20 protein-coding genes are annotated in these 16851 nt (G+C 68.0%); 4 read left to right on the top strand and 16 right to left on the bottom strand.

The features are described 5' to 3' along the window. Positions 1 to 23 precede the first annotated feature (23 nt). From AC5Y3Z_RS01145 to AC5Y3Z_RS01135, 3 genes are read right to left on the bottom strand one after another with little or no spacing between them, the layout of a single operon-like run. Positions 24 to 1364 (bottom strand): cryptochrome/photolyase family protein, encoded by a 1341-nt coding sequence (locus tag AC5Y3Z_RS01145; protein WP_473138983.1) that lies wholly within the window; start codon positions 1362 to 1364, stop codon positions 24 to 26. Positions 1365 to 1372: 8 nt separating this feature from the next. Further along, positions 1373 to 1852, bottom strand: a complete 480-nt coding sequence (locus AC5Y3Z_RS01140) for a TspO/MBR family protein (RefSeq protein ID WP_463827136.1) — start codon at positions 1850 to 1852, stop codon at positions 1373 to 1375. Further along, on the bottom strand, positions 1849 to 3942 hold the full coding sequence (locus AC5Y3Z_RS01135) for an MMPL family transporter (protein ID WP_473139256.1): 2094 nt from the start codon (positions 3940 to 3942) through the stop codon (positions 1849 to 1851). The genes AC5Y3Z_RS01140 and AC5Y3Z_RS01135 overlap by 4 nt, the downstream gene beginning before the upstream one ends. Before the next feature lie 56 nt (positions 3943 to 3998). Here AC5Y3Z_RS01135 and AC5Y3Z_RS01130 point away from each other — a divergent pair, with 56 nt between their 5' ends. Beyond that, entirely contained in the window at positions 3999 to 4508 is a 510-nt protein-coding gene (locus tag AC5Y3Z_RS01130; RefSeq protein ID WP_463827135.1) for a MarR family winged helix-turn-helix transcriptional regulator, read from the top strand. 30 nt (positions 4509 to 4538) lie between these two features. Here the strand turns inward: AC5Y3Z_RS01130 and AC5Y3Z_RS01125 are convergent, their stop codons facing one another. Next, complete coding sequence (locus AC5Y3Z_RS01125; protein ID WP_473138982.1) at positions 4539 to 4943, bottom strand: hypothetical protein; 405 nt, start codon at positions 4941 to 4943, stop codon at positions 4539 to 4541. A 30-nt stretch (positions 4944 to 4973) separates the two neighbouring features. Further along, a complete protein-coding gene (locus AC5Y3Z_RS01120; RefSeq protein ID WP_473138981.1) occupies positions 4974 to 5396 on the bottom strand; it encodes an STAS domain-containing protein in 423 nt (140 codons plus the stop codon). A gap of 483 nt (positions 5397 to 5879) precedes the next feature. Here AC5Y3Z_RS01120 and AC5Y3Z_RS01115 point away from each other — a divergent pair, with 483 nt between their 5' ends. From AC5Y3Z_RS01115 to AC5Y3Z_RS01105, 3 genes are read left to right on the top strand one after another with little or no spacing between them, the layout of a single operon-like run. After that, the gene (locus tag AC5Y3Z_RS01115; protein WP_463827132.1) at positions 5880 to 6536 is read left to right on the top strand and encodes an SOUL family heme-binding protein; all 657 of its coding nucleotides are present in this window, start codon (positions 5880 to 5882) and stop codon (positions 6534 to 6536) included. Positions 6537 to 6542: 6 nt separating this feature from the next. Further along, complete coding sequence (gene fni / locus AC5Y3Z_RS01110) at positions 6543 to 7589, top strand: type 2 isopentenyl-diphosphate Delta-isomerase (RefSeq protein ID WP_473138980.1); 1047 nt, start codon at positions 6543 to 6545, stop codon at positions 7587 to 7589. 14 nt (positions 7590 to 7603) lie between these two features. Beyond that, positions 7604 to 8902 (top strand): glycosyltransferase, encoded by a 1299-nt coding sequence (locus AC5Y3Z_RS01105; RefSeq protein WP_473138979.1) that lies wholly within the window; start codon positions 7604 to 7606, stop codon positions 8900 to 8902. Here the strand turns inward: AC5Y3Z_RS01105 and AC5Y3Z_RS01100 are convergent. From AC5Y3Z_RS01100 to crtI, 11 genes are all read right to left on the bottom strand, one after another. After that, positions 8825 to 9403 (bottom strand): MarR family winged helix-turn-helix transcriptional regulator, encoded by a 579-nt coding sequence (locus tag AC5Y3Z_RS01100; RefSeq protein WP_463827129.1) that lies wholly within the window; start codon positions 9401 to 9403, stop codon positions 8825 to 8827. The two genes, AC5Y3Z_RS01105 and AC5Y3Z_RS01100, sit on opposite strands and share 78 nt — an antisense overlap. 75 nt (positions 9404 to 9478) lie before the next feature. Beyond that, a complete protein-coding gene (locus AC5Y3Z_RS01095) occupies positions 9479 to 9814 on the bottom strand; it encodes a DUF3140 domain-containing protein (RefSeq protein WP_463827128.1) in 336 nt (111 codons plus the stop codon). After that, positions 9814 to 10032 carry a hypervirulence associated TUDOR domain-containing protein gene (locus AC5Y3Z_RS01090; protein ID WP_463827127.1) on the bottom strand — a complete coding sequence of 73 codons (219 nt, stop codon included), beginning with the start codon at positions 10030 to 10032 and terminating at the stop codon, positions 9814 to 9816. The genes AC5Y3Z_RS01095 and AC5Y3Z_RS01090 overlap by 1 nt, the downstream gene beginning before the upstream one ends. A gap of 1 nt (position 10033) precedes the next feature. After that, positions 10034 to 10462 (bottom strand): DUF2784 domain-containing protein, encoded by a 429-nt coding sequence (locus AC5Y3Z_RS01085; protein WP_473138978.1) that lies wholly within the window; start codon positions 10460 to 10462, stop codon positions 10034 to 10036. Positions 10463 to 10492: 30 nt separating this feature from the next. Next, complete coding sequence (locus AC5Y3Z_RS01080; RefSeq protein WP_473138977.1) at positions 10493 to 11494, bottom strand: Rieske (2Fe-2S) protein; 1002 nt, start codon at positions 11492 to 11494, stop codon at positions 10493 to 10495. Beyond that, complete coding sequence (locus tag AC5Y3Z_RS01075) at positions 11491 to 13014, bottom strand: FAD-dependent oxidoreductase (protein WP_473138976.1); 1524 nt, start codon at positions 13012 to 13014, stop codon at positions 11491 to 11493. Before AC5Y3Z_RS01075 ends, AC5Y3Z_RS01080 begins: the two co-directional genes overlap by 4 nt. Then, positions 13011 to 13730, bottom strand: coding sequence for a class I SAM-dependent methyltransferase (locus tag AC5Y3Z_RS01070; protein ID WP_463827123.1), 720 nt, complete (start codon positions 13728 to 13730; stop codon positions 13011 to 13013). The genes AC5Y3Z_RS01075 and AC5Y3Z_RS01070 overlap by 4 nt, the downstream gene beginning before the upstream one ends. Beyond that, positions 13723 to 14043, bottom strand: coding sequence for a lycopene cyclase domain-containing protein (locus tag AC5Y3Z_RS01065; protein WP_473138975.1), 321 nt, complete (start codon positions 14041 to 14043; stop codon positions 13723 to 13725). Before AC5Y3Z_RS01065 ends, AC5Y3Z_RS01070 begins: the two co-directional genes overlap by 8 nt. Then, the gene (locus AC5Y3Z_RS01060) at positions 14040 to 14363 is read right to left on the bottom strand and encodes a lycopene cyclase domain-containing protein (RefSeq protein WP_473138974.1); all 324 of its coding nucleotides are present in this window, start codon (positions 14361 to 14363) and stop codon (positions 14040 to 14042) included. The genes AC5Y3Z_RS01065 and AC5Y3Z_RS01060 overlap by 4 nt, the downstream gene beginning before the upstream one ends. Beyond that, a complete protein-coding gene (locus AC5Y3Z_RS01055; protein WP_463827120.1) occupies positions 14360 to 15325 on the bottom strand; it encodes a phytoene/squalene synthase family protein in 966 nt (321 codons plus the stop codon). Before AC5Y3Z_RS01055 ends, AC5Y3Z_RS01060 begins: the two co-directional genes overlap by 4 nt. Then, entirely contained in the window at positions 15322 to 16842 is a 1521-nt protein-coding gene (gene crtI / locus AC5Y3Z_RS01050) for a phytoene desaturase family protein (protein ID WP_473138973.1), read from the bottom strand. The genes AC5Y3Z_RS01055 and crtI overlap by 4 nt, the downstream gene beginning before the upstream one ends. Between the last annotated feature and the right edge of the window lie 9 nt (positions 16843 to 16851).

Here is a 16851-nt window from a genome sequence, read left to right as displayed (position 1 = left end):
GCGCACAGCCTTTGCCCAAGCCTTCAGCTGATGTTGCTGTAACGCCGCAGCGCCTCGGTCCGTTCGGCGGCATGGTCGACGATCGGTTCGTGATAGCTGGCCGGGCGGTCCCCCTTCCGCAGATGCGCATCGGTCGCGGCATCCAGCTCAGGCACCCAGCGGCGAATGTAATCGCCTGCAGGATCGAACTTTTCACCCTGGGTGGTGGGATTGAACACCCGGAAGTAGGGGGCGGCATCGGTGCCGGAGCCCGCGCACCACTGCCACCCGTGCTGGTTGTTGGCCATGTCGCCGTCGACGAGTTGCTCCAGGAACCAGGCCGCGCCCCACTGCCACGGCAGGTGCAGATCTTTGACCAGGAAGGAGGCGACGATCATCCGCGCCCGGTTGTGCATGAACCCGGTCTGGCGCAACTGCCGCATCGCGGCATCGACCATCGGGTATCCGGTCCGGCCGGCTTTCCAGGCCTCGAACCGGCGCTCGGCCTGAGCGTCGGTGTCGGTTTGGATGGCGTCGAAGTCGCTGTTCCAGTTCCACCAGACGCTGTGCGGCCAGTGATGCAGTACCGCGGCGTAGAAATCCCGGAACGCTAACTCCCGCAGGTACGCTGAGTCGCCTTTACGGCGCAGGTTCAGATCCGCGACCATGGTCCGGGGGTGGATGGTGCCGAACTTCAGGTGCGCCGACATCCGGCTGGTGCCGGGCAGATCCGGCCGGTTGCGATCGGTCTCGTAACGCGAAATGCCGTCGTCGATGAATGCCGACCACTGCGAGAGTGCGGCCGCTTCACCGGCTTTCAGGTCGAGTTCGACGCCGCGGTCCGGAATCTCGCACGTCCTGATCTTGACTGCCGACGGGTCGAGCCAGTGTGCGGATTCGGCACCGGTTCTGGCTGGGTCCCGCCATCCCGCGTCGCGCCACCGGCTGAAGTACGGGGTGAATACCTTGTACGGGGTGTCGTCGTCCTTGGTGATCCGTCCGGGCGAGACGAGATACGGAGATCCCGTGGCCACCAGCGGAACCGAATCCAGTGCAGCGCGCACCTTGTCATCGCGGCGTCGGCCGAACGGCGCGAAGTCTTCGGTGATGTGTACTGCGGAGGCATCGATCTTCGTGACGATCTCGGGAATTCGCTGCTCCGGCCGGCCGCGCACCACCAGCAGGCGACCGTCGAGGTCGCTGCTGAGCTGTCGCAGTGAGTCGCCGAGGAACTGCAGCCGGCGCGGCCCGGAGGATGCCTCCAGCCGGGGATCGAGCACGAAGCAGGTGAGCACCTCGCCGGCCGCGTCGTTCTGGGCCGCGGCGGCCAGTGCCGGGTGATCGCGCAGCCTCAGGTCCCGTCGAAACCACAACAGGGTGGGCATGACGCCTCCTAACGGTTGAGTCGCCAGATGTGGGTGGACAGCACGGTGGCGAACCCGCACCACAGCGGATACGGCGCCAGCGCCAGTCCGGCGCGGGGATCAGCTTCGGCGGCGCGTCTGGCGAGATCGGTGCTGCTGGCCGTGAGTGCGGCGGCACCCAGGGCGGCGGCACCTAGTTTGTGGTGGTGGAAGAACAACCAGCTCCAACCGGCGTTGAGCACCAGGTTGATGCCCAGCGCGGTGGCGTACCGGCGGGCCTTGTCCGGCTGCCCGGCCGCACGGAACCGGTCGATGGCCACCGCGGAGGTGGTCGCGATGTCGGTGTAGAGGGCGGTCCAGGCCACCGGGAACACCACGCTGGGTGGCTGATAACGCGGCTTGCGAATTCGGGCGTACCACAACGGCGTTCGGCCCGGACTTGCGATGGCGCCGGTGCCGGCCGCCGCGGCGACGGCCAGTCCGGTCCCGGCCAGAGTTGACTTATTCACGTTGATTCCCTTCGGTTTTGACCCTCGACGTCGGGTCGGGTTCGCCAGACGGCCGCCGGCCACCAGATGCGGTCCCCGCTCAGCGCGAACAGTGCGGGGATAACCAGCGTGCGCACGATGAAGGTGTCCAGCAGAATGCCGAGACCGACGATGATGCCCAGTTGGGTCATCACGATCAGCGGCAGCACGCCGAGCACGCAAAAGACCGCAGCCAGCACAATTCCCGCGCTGGTGATCACCCCGCCGGTGGCCGACACGGCACGGACCATTCCGTCCCGGGCCCCGTGGCCGGCGGCCTCCTCGCGAGCGCGGGTGACGAGGAAGATGGTGTAGTCGACGCCCAGTGCGGCCAGGAACAGGAACGCGTAGAGCGGAGTGGTGTTGTCCAGGGCGGGAAACCCGAACACCTGCATACTCGACCAACCGCCGAGACCGAGTGCAGCCAGCGCGCCCAGGATGGTCGCCGCCAGCAACATCGGCGGCGCCAGGGCCGACCGCAACAGGACGTAGAGCACCAACAGGATGACCGTGAGGATCGCCGGAATCAGCACCGTCCGGTCGCGGGTCGCGGCATCGCGCACGTCGAGGGCCTGGGCGTCGGGTCCGCCGACCAAAGCCGCCGAGGTCACGGATTTGGTCGAATGCCGCAGTGCGGCAATGGTGTTGAATGCTTGCGGGGAGGACGGCGGGGCGTCGATCACCACCGACCATCTGCTCAACCCCGCCGCCGGAGCGCCTGCAGGTTCGGCCGAGACGACGCCGGGGGTGGCGGAGATGGCCTGCTGCACCCGGGCGGACTCTGCGGTGGGGGCGATGACTTCAGTCGGATTGGCCGAACCGGCCGGGAAATGCGCCGCGACGATGTCGAACCCGGTCACCGAATCCGCTGTGACGCGAAATTGTTCGGTCTGGGAAAGGCCGATGCGCACGGTGACCAGCCCGGTCGCCAGCACGGCCAGCAGCAGGATCGTGGTGGACGCGACCAGTGCCGGTCGACGGGCGACGTGTGCGGCAACCCGGTGCCAGAGTCCGGTATCGACGGCGGTGGTGTGGTCGGGTTGCGGGATGAACGGCCAGAACAGCCGCCGTCCGAACAGCGCCAGCAGGGGTGGCAGCAACACCAGCACCGAGACCGCGGCGACGACCAGACCGCACGCCGCGAGCGCGCCCAGACTGCGGGTGCTCGGTGTGACGGCGAAAATCAAGGTGAGCAGCGCCAGCACCACGGTGGCATTGCTGGCCACGATCGCCGGACCGGCCGTCCGGACGGCTCGGCGTAGCGCGTCGCGGTGCTCGGCGTGCAGCCGAAGTTCCTGCCGGTAGCGCGAAATCAGTAGCAGCGCGTAGTTGGTGCCGGCGCCGAAGACCAGCACGCTGGTGATTCCGGACGTCGCCCCGTCGAAACTGAGGCCGGTCATGGACGCCACCGCGGTTCCCACCGCCGCCGCGACCCGGTCGGCCAAGCCGATCACAGTCAGCGGTACCAGCCACAGCACCGGCGAGCGGTAAGTGGCGATCAGCAGGAACGCCACCACGGCGGCGGTCACAATCAGCAGGGTGATGTTGGCATTGCTGAACGCGTTGGCGATGTCGGCACCGAAGGCCGGCCCGCCGGTGACATGAGCCGAAAATCCTTCGGGCAAGCCATTGTTGGCTGCGGTGCGCAACGTGGCGACAGCATCGTGCAGGTCCAGTCCGGAAAGGCCGGCACTGATCGGCACCACCCCGATGCCTGCCTTGGCGTCAGCCGAGACGAATGCGGGCACCGGAGCCGTTGCCGGTCGGGCGACGGCACGCATCCGATCGCGGGCCTGTTCGGTCGCGCGCTGCAGCGCGGCGGGGTCGGGTGCACCGGCCTCGGGACTGCTGACCACCACGATCAGCGGTACCTGGTCGCCACCGGGAAACTGGGCGGACAGTTTGGCTACCTTCGCTGAATCCGAATCTGTCGGCACCGATGACGGCGCCTGGCTTGCCGCTGCGTTCCCACCGATGAGTGCCATGAAACCGGCCGCCAGCAGAAAGACCCCTAGCGCGAGAATCCACGAGCGTCGGGCGGTCACTGTCGCAGCGAGTCTATCCCACACCAGCCAAGCATTTCAGTCGCTGAAACATTAATCAACTGAACTGAGGGCCGAATCGCGCTATGCTCCGGATCGCCATGGATCCGCACGTGCAGGCTGACGGACGCGACGCGTTGGAGTCGCAGATTTCGGCTGACCTGCGGGAGCTGACGAACGAGTCCGACCAGATCGGCCGGCATTTCGCGGTCTCCCATGATGTGCGCCCCAATGATTTTCGCGCCCTGCTGCACATCATGGTCGCCGAAACCGCCGGCGAGCCGATGACATCGGGTGACCTGAGTCAGCGCATGGGCCTCTCGGGTGCGGCGATCACCTACCTGGTGGACCGGTTGATCGACTCCGGTCATGTTCGCCGCGATTCCCATCCCGACGATCGGCGGAAGGTCATCCTGCGCTATGCCGACCCGGGTCTGGTGACCACCCGTTCCTTCTTCACCCCCCTGCGCCGGCACACGCAGTCGGCCCTGACGGACCTGCCCGACGCCGACCTGGCAGCCGCGCACCGGGTGTTCACGGCACTGATCGCCGCGATGCGCCGCTTCCAGCAGGAGATGGGACCCCCGAAATCCTGAGTCAAGGCGTTGTCGCGCAGACAGATTCGATCAGGTGCGGTCGTCCGCGTTGAGGCTCGCAGCGAGACCTTCCGGGTCGGCGACGGTCACCGTGAGCGCCGAATGGTCCTTGAGTCCGATGACGCGCGGGATGCTCGGCTCGAAGTGGATGCACACCCCGGCCCGGGCGTTGGTCCCGAAGGTCAGTCCGTCGTCGACGAACGACAGGCGCGGCCCGACCGCGGTCCACCAGCGGTACGGGCCGGCCACGTGCGCCTCCCGCACCCAGGAGAGCGGCACGTCGACGCGAAACGGCCCGTAGCGCGCCAGGAATCGGCCGTCGTCGGTCAGTGTCACGCCCTGGCCGCCCGGCCACCGGAAGGGCAGCCAGAGCGGTGCCAGCCGGCCGTCGTAGCGGTAAGGGAAGTGCCGGCCGGGCTCGTCCTGGAATTTCATCGCACCACTCCGATCACAATTCGCGGACGGCTACCGGGCCAGTCGCTGAAGCATCTGCCGGCGCCCCACCAGGGCGTCGTCGATGAATTGCAGTGCTTCGGGCACTGATCTGACCAGTGAGAGACCGTGGTCGCCGACGATCCGCAGCAGCGGACGCAGGGCGACACCGCTGACGATGCCGCAGTAGAGGCCTGCGGTGTGGTGCTCGTGGTGCAGAGCCAGCAGGCGCTGGAAACCGTCCAGGCCCAGAAACCGCAGCCGGCTCAGGTCCAGAATGAGTGGCGTGCCCACCTTGGTGAATCGGCGCAGTTCCATGGCGCAGCGGTCAGCGTTGGCCGCGTCGACTTCGCCGTCGACGCACACGACGGTGGCCAGGCCGCGCGAATACACGAACAGGTGCGCCTCGCCGCAGTCGACGACGTAGCGGAGACGGTTTTCGGCGGGTGAATTCACAGCGTGCATCGGTGGGCCTATCGAGTGGTTTTGAGAATTAAGGGGCCGGGCGGGAAGTCTGCTCGTCCCGTGGATGTCAGCTGCGTACTCAACTGTGTACAGCGTAGCCGCAGTTGCGGAAGTGCGGCGGCCGGCGCTGCGATATATGCGCAATAACGCTGCCGCACAGCCAATTACGGAGATATGAACGCAGAGCCGACCGCCGCGGCAGTTGTCGGGGAACGATGCCGCGGCGGACGGCTCTGGGCAACTGAACGGCCCTCGGCTGCGGGGTCGGGTTCAGTCATCGCGAGCATAATCAAACTTTCTTAACCGTTCAACAAATTAACAGCTGTCCGAAGTGCCGGGTAGGGTTGATTTCGGCGCACCAACGCCCAGGGCCGAGGTCGGCCCGCTCGCCCGCAGTACTCGCGTCAGGGCTGGGTCTGTCCCGTTCGAGAGTGGGTACTACCAGATGATGGACGGTGGGGAAACGATATGTCGGTGTTCGGATCACTCGGATCGATGATCGGTCAGATCATCGAGGGTGTGGGTTCCGTGGTGGGTTACCGCCGCGGCACTGAGGAGCCGGCTTACAGCGCGCAGAAGCTGTCCGACGCCGTGGAGATCCGTACCTACGGAGCGCGCATCGCCGCGCAGACGACGGTCACTGCCGACGAGGAGGCGGCGCGCAGCATGGGCTTCCGTCGGCTCGCCGGGTATATCTTCGGGGCGAACCACGTCCGCGAGAAGATCGCGATGACGGCCCCGGTAGCGCAGCAATCCGCCGGCGCGCAGCGGACACGGAGCGGTGCGAAGATCCCGATGTCGGCGCCGGTCGCGCAGGAGTCCGCCGGTGAGGGCCAGTGGGTGATCCGGTTCTTCATGCCGTCGGCGAAGACGATGGACACGCTGCCGGAGCCCGACGACGACCAGATCTCGTTGGTCACGGTGCCCGAGCAACACATCGCGGTCCGCCGCTTCAGCGGCAGCCCGGCTCGCCGGGAGGTTGCCGCGCAGACCGCAAAGTTGTTGAACACGTTGCGCGAGTTCGGATTCGAACCGACCGACGCGCCGGCGGCATGGTTCTACGATCCGCCCTGGACCATTCCGGCGCTGCGCCGCAACGAAATCGCCGTGCCCGTCAGCGCGAGCGCCTGAGGTCCCATGTCCGGTGACCGGGGTGAGATGAGGACGCGAAAACGTCGCCACATCGACGTGTGCCTCGCCGAGGACGTGTCCTACCACCAGGTGACGACGGGGCTGGAACGCTACCGCCTGCCCTACAACGCGTTGACCCAGACCAACCTCGAGGACGTCGACCTGTCCGTGGACTTCATGGGCAGCCGACTGTGCGCGCCGGTGTTGGTGGGCGCCATGACCGGCGGTGCCGAACTGTCCGGGATCATCAATCGGAATCTGGCCACCGCCGCGCAGCGGCTCGGTATCGGAATGATGCTCGGTTCACAACGGGTGATGCTGGACAGTGCGCGGGGGGAGCGGGCAGCCGGCAGCTTCGCGGTGCGCGACGTCGCGCCCGACGTGCTGCTGTTCGGCAACATCGGGCTGTCGCAGTTCACCAAGGACGCGGTGCCCGACATCGTCGGCGCGCTCGACCGGGTGGGAGCCGATGTGCTTGCGGTACACACCAATCCGTTGCAGGAAGCGATGCAGCAGCACGGCGACACCGACTTCGCCGGGTCACTGGACCGGCTGCACGACGTGGCCCCGATGCTGGACTATCCGGTGCTGCTGAAGGAAGTCGGTCACGGGATCGGGGCTGCGGCCGTCGCCCAATTGCTGCGTTGCACGGGTGAGCAGCCGGTGGCGGGCATCGACGTCGCGGGCGCCGGCGGCACCTCGTGGTCGCGCGTCGAGCAGTTGGTCCGCTACGGCGAGTTGCGCCATCCCGATCTGGCCGAATGGGGCATCCCCACTGCCCAGGCGCTGCTGGAGGTCCGTGCGGCGCTGCCGGAGATCCCGTTGGTTGCCTCCGGCGGAATTCGCACCGGGATGGACGCCGCCAGGGCGCTCGCGCTGGGCGCCGACGTGGTGGCGGTGGCGCGGCCGCTGCTGGGCCCGGCGATCGAATCTGCCGGTGCCGCAACGGATTGGCTGCAACGGTTCATCGACGAGCTGCGGATCTGTCTGCACGGTTGCGGTGCGGGGGATCTGCGTGCACTGCGCGGCCTCGGCGCGCGGCTCGTCATCTGAGGTATGGCCACGGTATGGCGGTAATCCTGGCTTACGGCTCGCCGGCCCTGGGGCACCTGTACCCGATGGCCGCGCTGCTCGTCGAACTCGTCGCGCGCGGCCATCAGGTGCACGTGCGCACCATGGCAAGCGAAGTTGTCACCATGCGCCGGGTCGGCGTGCGGGCCGAGGCGGTCGACCCCCGCATCGAGTCCGTAGTAGCCCACGACTGGCTGGCCGGCGGTGCTCTGGGCGTGCTGAAGAATTCGATCGACGTGCTGTGCCGCCGGGCGCTGTTCGAGGTCGACGATGTGCGCGACGCGGTCGCACGGGTGCGGCCCGACGCGCTCATCGTGGACGCGAACTGCTGGGGTGCCATCTCGGCGGCTGACGCCGGCGACATTGCGTGGTCGATCTTCTCACCGTTCACGCCGTATCTGCGGTCGCGGGGGACGCCGCCGTTCGGCCCGGGTCTGCGACCGCTGCCCGGAGTCCTGGGCGCCGCGCGCGACGCGACGTTACGGCCCGTGGTCCGCCATCTTTTCGATCGCCCGGTGCTGCCCCGGATCAATGCCCTGCGCGACCGACTGGGCGTGCGGCCGATCCACTCCGTAGACGAGCTGATGCGTCGGGCGCCGCTGCTGCTCGGCGTCGGCGGTGAGCCGTTCGAGTATCCCCACCCGGACTGGGGTGATGCGGTGCATTTCATCGGTGCGTGTGTCTTCGAGCCGCCCGCCGCGCGGGCGCCCGGCCGGCTGACCGATAGCGAGGGTCCCCTCGTACTGGTCAACACGTCGTCGATCGCCCAGGGCGATGCGAAGTTGGGTGAGACGGTGTTACGCGCGTTCGCCGATCAGCCGGTACATGTGGTCGCGACTTTCCCGGCCGGCGTCCCCGCCGATCTGTGCCGGCCGGCCAATGCCACCGTGCGCCGGTTTCTGCCGCACGGGCCGCTGCTGGATCGCGCGATCTGCGTCGTCACGCACGGCGGGATGGGAACGACGGTGAAAGCCCTCGACCGGGGGGTGCCGGTGTGCGTGGTGCCGTTTGCGCGCGACCAGGCCGAAGTCGCGCGCCGGGTGCAGGTCGCCGGCGCCGGCACCCGGCTGCCACCGAGACGGCTGACCCCGGCACGGCTGCGCAAAGCCGTGCTGGAAGCGGTCGCGATGGCACCGGGGGCCAAGCGGGTCGCGGCGGGATTCGCCGCCACCGGCGGCGTGCCGCGCGGCGCGGAGCTGGTCGAACAGCGGCTGCTCTCAGCCGCGCGGCGCGGCGCTGCGGGCCGACCCCTGCCGTCGTCGCGGACGTGTGCCGTCGCGTCCGAGCTCGGCTGAGGCATCCGGCTTGCGCAACTCCTCCTCGAACGTCGACATCGCCGCGAGCATGCTTTGGAAGACGCGGTGTGCGGCGGTGAGGTCGGTATCGCTCAGGTCGGCCATGGCCGCCCGCAGATGAGCGCCGAGTGGGGTGAAGAATGCGTGGGCCAGCGTCATTCCGCTGTGCTCGTAACGCAGCAACCACTTGCGCCGGTCGTCGGGGTCGGGTTCGCGCCGGATGTGTCCCGCCTCGATCATCCGGTCGACGAGATAGGTGATGGCCGGCGGCGAGACGTTCATCCGCTGCCGTAGTTGCGCCAACGTCAGGGGCTTTCCTGCGGTTTCGGCCACCATGATGTGCAGCAGGGCGTGAAAATCGCTGCTGCTGACGTCGTTTGTCCGCGCGAAGTGCCGCCCTATCCGATCCGATTTCGCGGTGATCGCCCGCATATCGGCCGACAGCAGCTTCTCCAACTCCGCCCGCGCGGGCGCAGCCTCATTGGCGCGGTTTTTCGTCAACGACCTGGATCCTCCATCAGATGCTTAGGGTACGCGGTCTGAGCAGGGCAGGTGGGTGCGGCGCAGGTCCGGACGCTATGTCCGGGTCGGGTCGTGACCCCAGTTCATCAACGAGTAGCGCCACCGCGAGTCCTCGATGCGGCCCTGCGGGCGCTGCGCCAGGTGCCGTTTGGCGTAGCCGAGCACCTTGCGCATGTGCTTGTAGTCGTCGTCGTCGAGGTCGGCCCGCTTGGTGCGCAGGATGTCGACGATCCGCCGACCGCTGGCGTGACCGGTGGCCTCGCTGCTTTGTCGTTTCTGGCCCACGGAGCGTGATTCGTCTGAGTCAAGCCACTTCTCGAGCTCGCGTGCCGTCATGTTGACGGTCTGCTTGAACTCCTTCCAGGTGGTTTCGTTGTCCTTGGCGGCCATCACTTGCCTCGTCGCTTCAGCGCACCGGGCTTGTGGACGGCGTCCTTTCCGGTCTTGTCACTGCGAACCTTGTACTGCGGCTCGTCCTTGGACGCCTTGACTTTTCGGCCGGCCGTCTCGGTCTCCGACGTGATCTTCTTCTCGACCTTGCCTTTGACGTTCTGCCCGTGGCTCTTCCACTCGACTTTGTCACCTTTGCTCAATCGCTTGTCGCTCAATTCAATTCACATCCTCCACTGGCGATTTCCGGTCGGATACCCAGCTCCGGTTCGGTGAAACTGATCGGCGGGCCCGGGTGTGCGCAACACCCAGTGCGATCCAGGAGACCGCGGCGGCGACGAAGGCCAGCAGTTGGGCAGTGCCGGTGCGATGTGCGGGGTACATGACCCCCGCGACATAGCGATCGGTGAAGCCGGTGGTAGGCAACGAATCCATGCCGGCCCGGGCCCTGGCCCACTCTTCCAGGGTGGTCAGGGGACAGGGATAGTTGCGGGTGACCACCGCCGCTCCCCAGCACACCGTCGGCACGTGCAGCCACAGGGTGCGTCGCCACCGCAATGCCAGAAAGCCACCGCTGGGCAGATAGAGGAGATAGGCCAGATGCGTGGCGACGGTGCAGACCACGAGGGCCGAATATGCTTTTCTCATCGCAGCTTCCCGGCGGGCTGGGGGCAGACGTCAGCCGGCGCTGTCATGGCGCAACCGATAGCGGCGCTCGGCGTAAGCGAGGTCGTCGCGCCACAACCGGTTCGCTGCGTGGCGCATCAACGGAGTGATCAGCGGCGCGACCTTGAGTGCCGCCTGGAACCCGGGACGCTGGGACTGGGCGACGACAGCTTCGATCACCGCGACACGGGGCAGCCCGTCCGTACCCGAACCGATTGGCGTGGCATGTGTTTCGACCACGCTACCGGCGCCCTCGCCCTCCACGATGCGCATCACGATGGTGCGCGCGTCCGGACAGCTGAATTCGGCGATCGTCGGCACGCCCAGCCGTCCGATGCGGAAGGTGACCGAGACCAGGAAGCGGTCGTCTTCCTCGGTCGGTGTGGTGAGCACCTCGAGCTGGGTGAACGAATAGGGGTGAAACCAGCTGCCGTGCCACGGGTCGAGCCGGTTGGCGATGATGTCGCACGGCTCGCAGGTGCCGACCAGCCGGGTAACGGCCGGCAGGGTGTCGCCGGTGGGCCGGGCGGGCACCACCGGCATGTCCCGCGGCGCTTCCCCGCCCACCGAATCCAGCCGCACCCAGGCCAGCACACCGTCGTCGAAGCTGGGCAACGGTGCCCAGCCGAACTTGCAGGTGCTGCCGTCGAGGGCCAGCCCGTGCCAGCGGCAGAACAACACCCCGTCGGAGACGGTCCCGGTGGCCAGCTCGGCACCGAGGTGCGGGCAGCTGCCGGGTCCGACCCGCAAGAGACCCCGCCGATCGCGCCAGGCGACGATCTCGACGCCGGCGACGCGCGCGCCGTGGGCGCGACCGGTGCGCACGTCGCGACTTGCCGCGAAGACATACCAGTTGCCGGTCGCCCGGCGCTGGGATCGATCCAGCGCGTCCTCGATGATGCGGGGCTGCGCCTGGCCGTAGGTCGGTCGTTGGCGCGTCCACGGCGTAGGTGGAATCACTTGCAGCGGCCAATCTTTCGGCCACCGACGGCGGATCTGGTCACCGGCGCTCATGGCCACCTGCGTCCCTGTCGGCCCGCGAGCGACCGCAGCAGCGCCGATCGGCCGCGGACCGGCACGGTGCACAGTTCGTGGCCGTGCAGGCCCCAGTGCGCAAGCAGGTGGTTGGCCGCCAGCCAGCCGGTGGTGGCGGCGCGCTCCATCAACGCCACCGGCAGGTCCACCCGGATCCCGTCACCGGCCAGCGCCAGCCCGGGCTGCGGGGTGACGACCGTCGGCCGTCGGGTGTAGGTGCCCGGGGTGAACAGCGGGCAGTCGCTGCGCCGCAACACCTGCTGATGCACGATGCCGGCCGCGGCGGTCTCGGGATACAGCTTGTGCAGCTGGCGGATTGCGTCGTCCGTGGTGAACGTCGGATCCATTGCATAGCAGTGCAATTCGACTACGGATCCGTTGTTGTCGCGGGCCCAGCCGGCGGCCTGGCTTTCGTAGCGCTCCAGCACGCTGATGTTGTCCAGCGGGGGATGACCGGACGTCCCGAGGAAGGGCGGTCGGTCGGCGCGGACCGGGCGGTTCAGCCAGAGGCGGTGCACCACGAACGGGGGAGCGGTACGCAACCGGCGGATCTGGCTGCGCCACAGTTCGCTGCCCAGCTCGTTCGACCCGGCCACAATGTGCTGCAGCCCGCGCACGTCGGCGGCCACGACCACCCCGTCGGCATCGAGCGGATCGGACGAATCCGTGTGCACGCGATACGCTTTCGGGCCGTCGGTGTCCAGGTGTTGAACTTCGGTACCGAGCCGGAACCGTACCCCACGTTCACTCAGGTAGTCCCGCAGCGGATTCCACAGGCTCGTTTCGAAATTGGCGGCGGCGACGTCGAAGATCAATCCTTCGCTGGACCCCAGGAAGTAGATGTGGAACATGGTCGCCAACTCCCCGGCCGAGAGCTGCGCGGGTTCGGCGAAAAAGCTGCGCGAGAAAACCTCGAACGCGAGATGCCGTGCCGATTCCGGGAAATTGATGCTTTTCAAGAAGGTGTCGGCGTCGAGGTGATCCAGCTGGTGATAAATCTCCGGCACCGAGACGGCCGCCAGCGGCGCCGCGGCCGCGGCGTCCAGCCGCACCAGGTCGGCCAGCCGAAACGTCGGGCTGCGCAACGCGAACAGCAGTGCGTTCCACGGTGGTGTGCGGGGCAGCCCCCGGAAGGTGTCGCGCCGGCCCGCGCCGTCGATCAAGGGGTAATCCTCGACCGGTGTCAGCATGCGCAGTTGCGGATCGACCCGTCGCAGCAGCTCCCTGAGGTTGTAGTACTGGCGGAAGAAGGCGTGAAAGCCACGGTTGCAGGCCAGTTCGGCACCGTCGATCTGCTCGGTCCAGCCACCCACCCGGCCGCCGAGGTAGTGCTCTTTTTCCACCACCTCGACCGCGATACCGCGCTCGGCGAGCCCGGTCGCGGCGGCCAGCCCGGCGATGCCGCCGCCGATCACGACCACGCGTGGCTGCGCCGAAAGCGCTGTGGCGTCGGGCAATCCGGGCGAGGCGGGGTGGGTGCACCGGCGGCGATCGGTCATTGCGGTGCCCTGCCCAGGAAAGTGTGCACGATATTGCGTTCCCAGCCCGGCATGGTCTCACTGCGTACCGCGCCGAACCCGGCGTCGGACATGCGGCGCCGGAACGCGGCCGCGCCATCGAAGGCCAGCACACTGCGCCACAGGTGACGGTAGAGCGTGGTGCTGCGGGTTCGCCACAAGCCGGCCGGGATGATGATGCCCCAGCAGACGGCGTGCCAGATGCGGGTGGCGACGGCCGAGTCGCGCACCGAGTATTCGTGCACCGCCAGGGTGGCGCCAGGCTTGAGCAGGGTCGCGAAGGCGCGCAGTTGGGCGTCCGGATCGGTCAGATTGCGCAGCAGGTAAGCCGCGAAGATGCCGTCGAACGGCCCGGTGATGTCGTGCTGGCCGAGGTCTTCGATGCGCGAGTGCACGAAGCGGACGTTGGCCGGCCACGATTTCGCCCGCGCTGCGTCCAGCATGCCGCCGGCCGCGTCGACGGCGATGATGTCCGCCTCCGGAGCGGCGGTGAGCAGCGCAGCCGTCGACGCGCCGGTGCCGCAGCCGGCGTCCAGGATGCGCAGGCCACGTCCGCGGTCCGGAATGCCCATGCGGCGCACCGAAAGTCGCAGGTTGCTGTGATAGCCGGGGTTGGCGCCCACCAATCGGTCGTAGGCGTCAGCGCCGACGTCGAAGGCGGCGGGGACGTCGCCGCGGGACAGTCCCGTCTTATTCATGGTCACCCCGTTCCCGTTGCCGCTCCCACAACAGCAGCACTGCGGTGACCAGTGCGAAGCCGAACAAGAAGTCCTCGATCGGGATGTCGAACGGGAAGCGCAGGCCGCTGGTCTGTCGTTCGTTGTAGATGACGATCGGTGCGCTGAGCTTGGTGAGCCAGCCGTCGACCGGGATCTGGAAACCCAGCACGATCACCATCGACAGCCAGTAGGCGGGTCGTCGGAACAGTCCGGTGCGCAACACCGCCAGTTCCAGTGCGCACACGCCCACCACCGCGACCACCGCGGGCAACGTGTAACCCAGACCGGTCATCGGCGCCTGCTCCAGTCCAGGATCGTGGACACCGCGTTGTAGGTCAGCAAGCCGCACAAGGGAATCACCACGAAGAACAGCACCTCCTCGAGGGGAATGCGGGGCGGGACGTGGATGCCGACGATGTACCTGTCGTCATACGTCCAGATCCTTAAGGCTATCGCCACCGCATCCCACACCAGAAACACCGCGGCCACCGGCAGCAGCGAGCGGACGACCCGGCCGGCCCTGCGGTACACGCCACGGCCGAAGATCTCCAGCGGCGCGGTGATCAGCAGGCACAGGCCGAGCACCACCAGATACTGCCAGCGATCGCTCATGCGGCACCGGACCTTCGGCGCTGCGGGCCGGTCCCGGCGTGGGTGAGGCGCGCCCGCCACGACCGCAACAGTGCGCCCCCGGCGACCTGAAGCCGTCGCGTCGTTGCGACGGTCGCGCGTTGGCTGAACACCGAGAAGTCGCTGTCCTCAATGCAATCCAGGATCTCCGAGTACAGCGTCAGCGCGGTAGCCACGCACGGACGTGACCGGGGTGCCAGCAGCGGAATGCCGCCGGCGGCGAATGCGTAGATGTCCCGGGTGATCTCGTGCTGCGCTGCCAGGGCGTTGCGCACCCGGGCATCGGTGCGGCGGTGGTCGTGGCACCACCACAGCAGTTCGCGGTCCACGCCGTGCGCGGCGAGTTCGTCGGCCGGCAGGTAGATCCGGTTGCGCAGCAGGTCCTCGTCGACATCGCGCAGGAAATTGGTGAGCTGGAACGCCTGGCCCAGCGCGGCCGCGTACGGCGCGGCCTCGTCCCGGTCGGCGACGGTGCCGAGCACCGGAAGCATCTGCAGGCCAATGACTTCCGCGGAGCCGCGCATGTAGCGGTTGAGCGCGGCCCGATCGGGATAGTCGGTGACGGTCAGGTCCATCCGCATGGAAGCGAGGAAGTCCTCGAACAGATCGTTGGCGATTTGGTAGCGGCGCACGGTGTCGTCGACCGCGATGAGGACGGGTTCGTCGCGGCACCCGGCGCCGGCGAAGAATTTCTCCGAAAGTTGTTGCAGCCGATCGGCCCGCGCGTCCACATCGAGATCGGCGTTGAATTCGTCGAGGATGTCGTCGGCGTGGCGGGCGAAGGCGTACAGCGCGTGCACCGCGGGACGCTGGTCGGGCGCCAGCAACCTGGTGGCCAGGAAATAGGTGCGGCCGTGCTCGGCGGCGATCTGCCGGCAGCGCCGGTAGGCGGCGCGCAACCCGGGATCGTCGATGCCTGCGGCGTCCAATTCGGTGCGGATCACGGCAATCGGGCTTTCAGGTCGATCGTGCTCGGCGACCGGGCCGGAACCCCGGTGATGCGGTCGGCGGCCAACCGTCCGGAGATCAGCGTCGTCGGAACACCGACACCCGGCACGGTCGACGACCCGGCCAGCACCGCGTTGTCGATTCCGCGTACCAGGTTGGCCGGCCGGAAGGGACCGGTCTGGGCGAAGGTGTGCGCGAGCGCAAACGGACTGCCGGCCGTCATGCCCTGCCGGGCCCAGTCGGCGGGCGTGTCGAGGTGCAGCAGTTCGACCCCGTCGCGCAGGTCCGGCAGCAGCCGTTGCGCCACCGCCTCGAGCATGCTGTCCGCGTAGGGGTGCGCCGCGGTGGACCAATCGACCCGCCGCCGGGACAGGTTCGGCGCCGGTGCCAGCACATAGAGCAGGTCGCGATCGGCCGGTGCCAGGCTCGCGTCACTGGCGGTCGGACGAGTCACCAGCAAGGACGGATCCCGCATGACCCGGCCGTCGCGGACGATGTCGGTGAAGGTCTGCTCCCAGGCGTCCCCGAACAGGATCGTGTGGTGCGCGGTCTGGGACGGCACGGCGCGACAGCCGACGTGCAGGACCACCGCCGACGGCGCCGCGCGAAATGGCAGGATCCGTCGTGGTCGCCGGCCCAGTAGCCGGTAGGTGAGCGGCAGTTCGGTGGTCAACACCACCGCGTCGCACGGTATGCGCTGGCCGTCCTCGGTGAGTGCCGCGGTCACCCGCCCGTCGCTGCGCTCCAGATCGGTCACCGTTGTCCGGTAACGGAATTCGACACCGGCACCGGCGGCCACCGCGGCCAGTGCGTCCGGCAGTGCCCGCACGCCGCCGCGCGGGAAGTACACCCCCGAGACGGTGTCCATGTAGGCGATGACGGCGTAGACCGCCAGCGCGTGCTGCGGTGCGACCCCGGCGTAGAGCGACTGGAAGGTGAACACGCGCCGCAACTGCGGATTGCTGATATGTCGTTTGACCATCGTCTCCCAACGGCGGAATCCGCCGATGGCCGTCAGCTTGGCCAGCTGCGGAGTCAGCATGGACAGCGGCGAATCGAAGTTGGCGTCGACGAATCCGGCGAACTCGGTGCGGTACAAGTTGTCCAGCCATTGCCGCAGGGCACGGTAGCCCGCCGCCTCGCCCGGGCCGCCGAACTCCTGCACCGCCGCGGCCATCCGGTCGGCGTCGCTGTGGACGTCGATGCTGCTGCCGTCGGCGAACTTCGCCCGGTACGCCGGATCGATGTGCAGCAGCTCCAGGTGCCGGTCGCTGGATTCGCCGACGGCGGCGAACGCCTCGTCGATGATGTCGGGCATGGTGAGCACCGTGGGCCCGGTGTCGATCTGATAGCCGCCCACGTCGCGCCGGCCGGCCCGCCCCCCGGGCCAGGGCTCGCGCTCCAGCACCGTGACCTCGCGGCCGCGGCCGGCGAGATGCAACGCCGCAGACAGTCCGGAGAACCCTGCGCCCACGACGACGACGCGGTCCGTCTTCCCTGGCACCGTGCGCATCAGCGGTCC

It is taken from the genome of Mycobacterium sp. NGS61, from assembly GCF_059812325.1.
The sequence above is the reverse complement of the archived record's forward strand: the minus strand, read 5'-3'. Positions and strand labels throughout refer to the sequence as shown.

Bases quoted from the DNA above. Each gene is read 5' to 3' on its own strand.
- AC5Y3Z_RS01145 (WP_473138983.1), bottom strand. From the start codon at position 1,364: ATGCCCACCCTGTTGTGGTTTCGACGGGACCTGAGGCTGCGCGATCAC.
- AC5Y3Z_RS01130 (WP_463827135.1), top strand. From the start codon at position 3,999: ATGCTCCGGATCGCCATGGATCCGCACGTGCAGGCTGACGGACGCGAC.
- AC5Y3Z_RS01125 (WP_473138982.1), bottom strand. From the start codon at position 4,943: ATGAAATTCCAGGACGAGCCCGGCCGGCACTTCCCTTACCGCTACGAC.
- fni (WP_473138980.1), top strand. From the start codon at position 6,543: ATGTCCGGTGACCGGGGTGAGATGAGGACGCGAAAACGTCGCCACATC.
- AC5Y3Z_RS01105 (WP_473138979.1), top strand. From the start codon at position 7,604: ATGGCGGTAATCCTGGCTTACGGCTCGCCGGCCCTGGGGCACCTGTAC.
- AC5Y3Z_RS01095 (WP_463827128.1), bottom strand. From the start codon at position 9,814: ATGGCCGCCAAGGACAACGAAACCACCTGGAAGGAGTTCAAGCAGACC.
- AC5Y3Z_RS01085 (WP_473138978.1), bottom strand. From the start codon at position 10,462: ATGAGAAAAGCATATTCGGCCCTCGTGGTCTGCACCGTCGCCACGCAT.
- AC5Y3Z_RS01080 (WP_473138977.1), bottom strand. From the start codon at position 11,494: ATGAGCGCCGGTGACCAGATCCGCCGTCGGTGGCCGAAAGATTGGCCG.
- AC5Y3Z_RS01075 (WP_473138976.1), bottom strand. From the start codon at position 13,014: ATGACCGATCGCCGCCGGTGCACCCACCCCGCCTCGCCCGGATTGCCC.
- AC5Y3Z_RS01070 (WP_463827123.1), bottom strand. From the start codon at position 13,730: ATGAATAAGACGGGACTGTCCCGCGGCGACGTCCCCGCCGCCTTCGAC.
- AC5Y3Z_RS01065 (WP_473138975.1), bottom strand. From the start codon at position 14,043: ATGACCGGTCTGGGTTACACGTTGCCCGCGGTGGTCGCGGTGGTGGGC.
- AC5Y3Z_RS01060 (WP_473138974.1), bottom strand. From the start codon at position 14,363: ATGAGCGATCGCTGGCAGTATCTGGTGGTGCTCGGCCTGTGCCTGCTG.
- crtI (WP_473138973.1), bottom strand. From the start codon at position 16,842: ATGCGCACGGTGCCAGGGAAGACGGACCGCGTCGTCGTCGTGGGCGCA.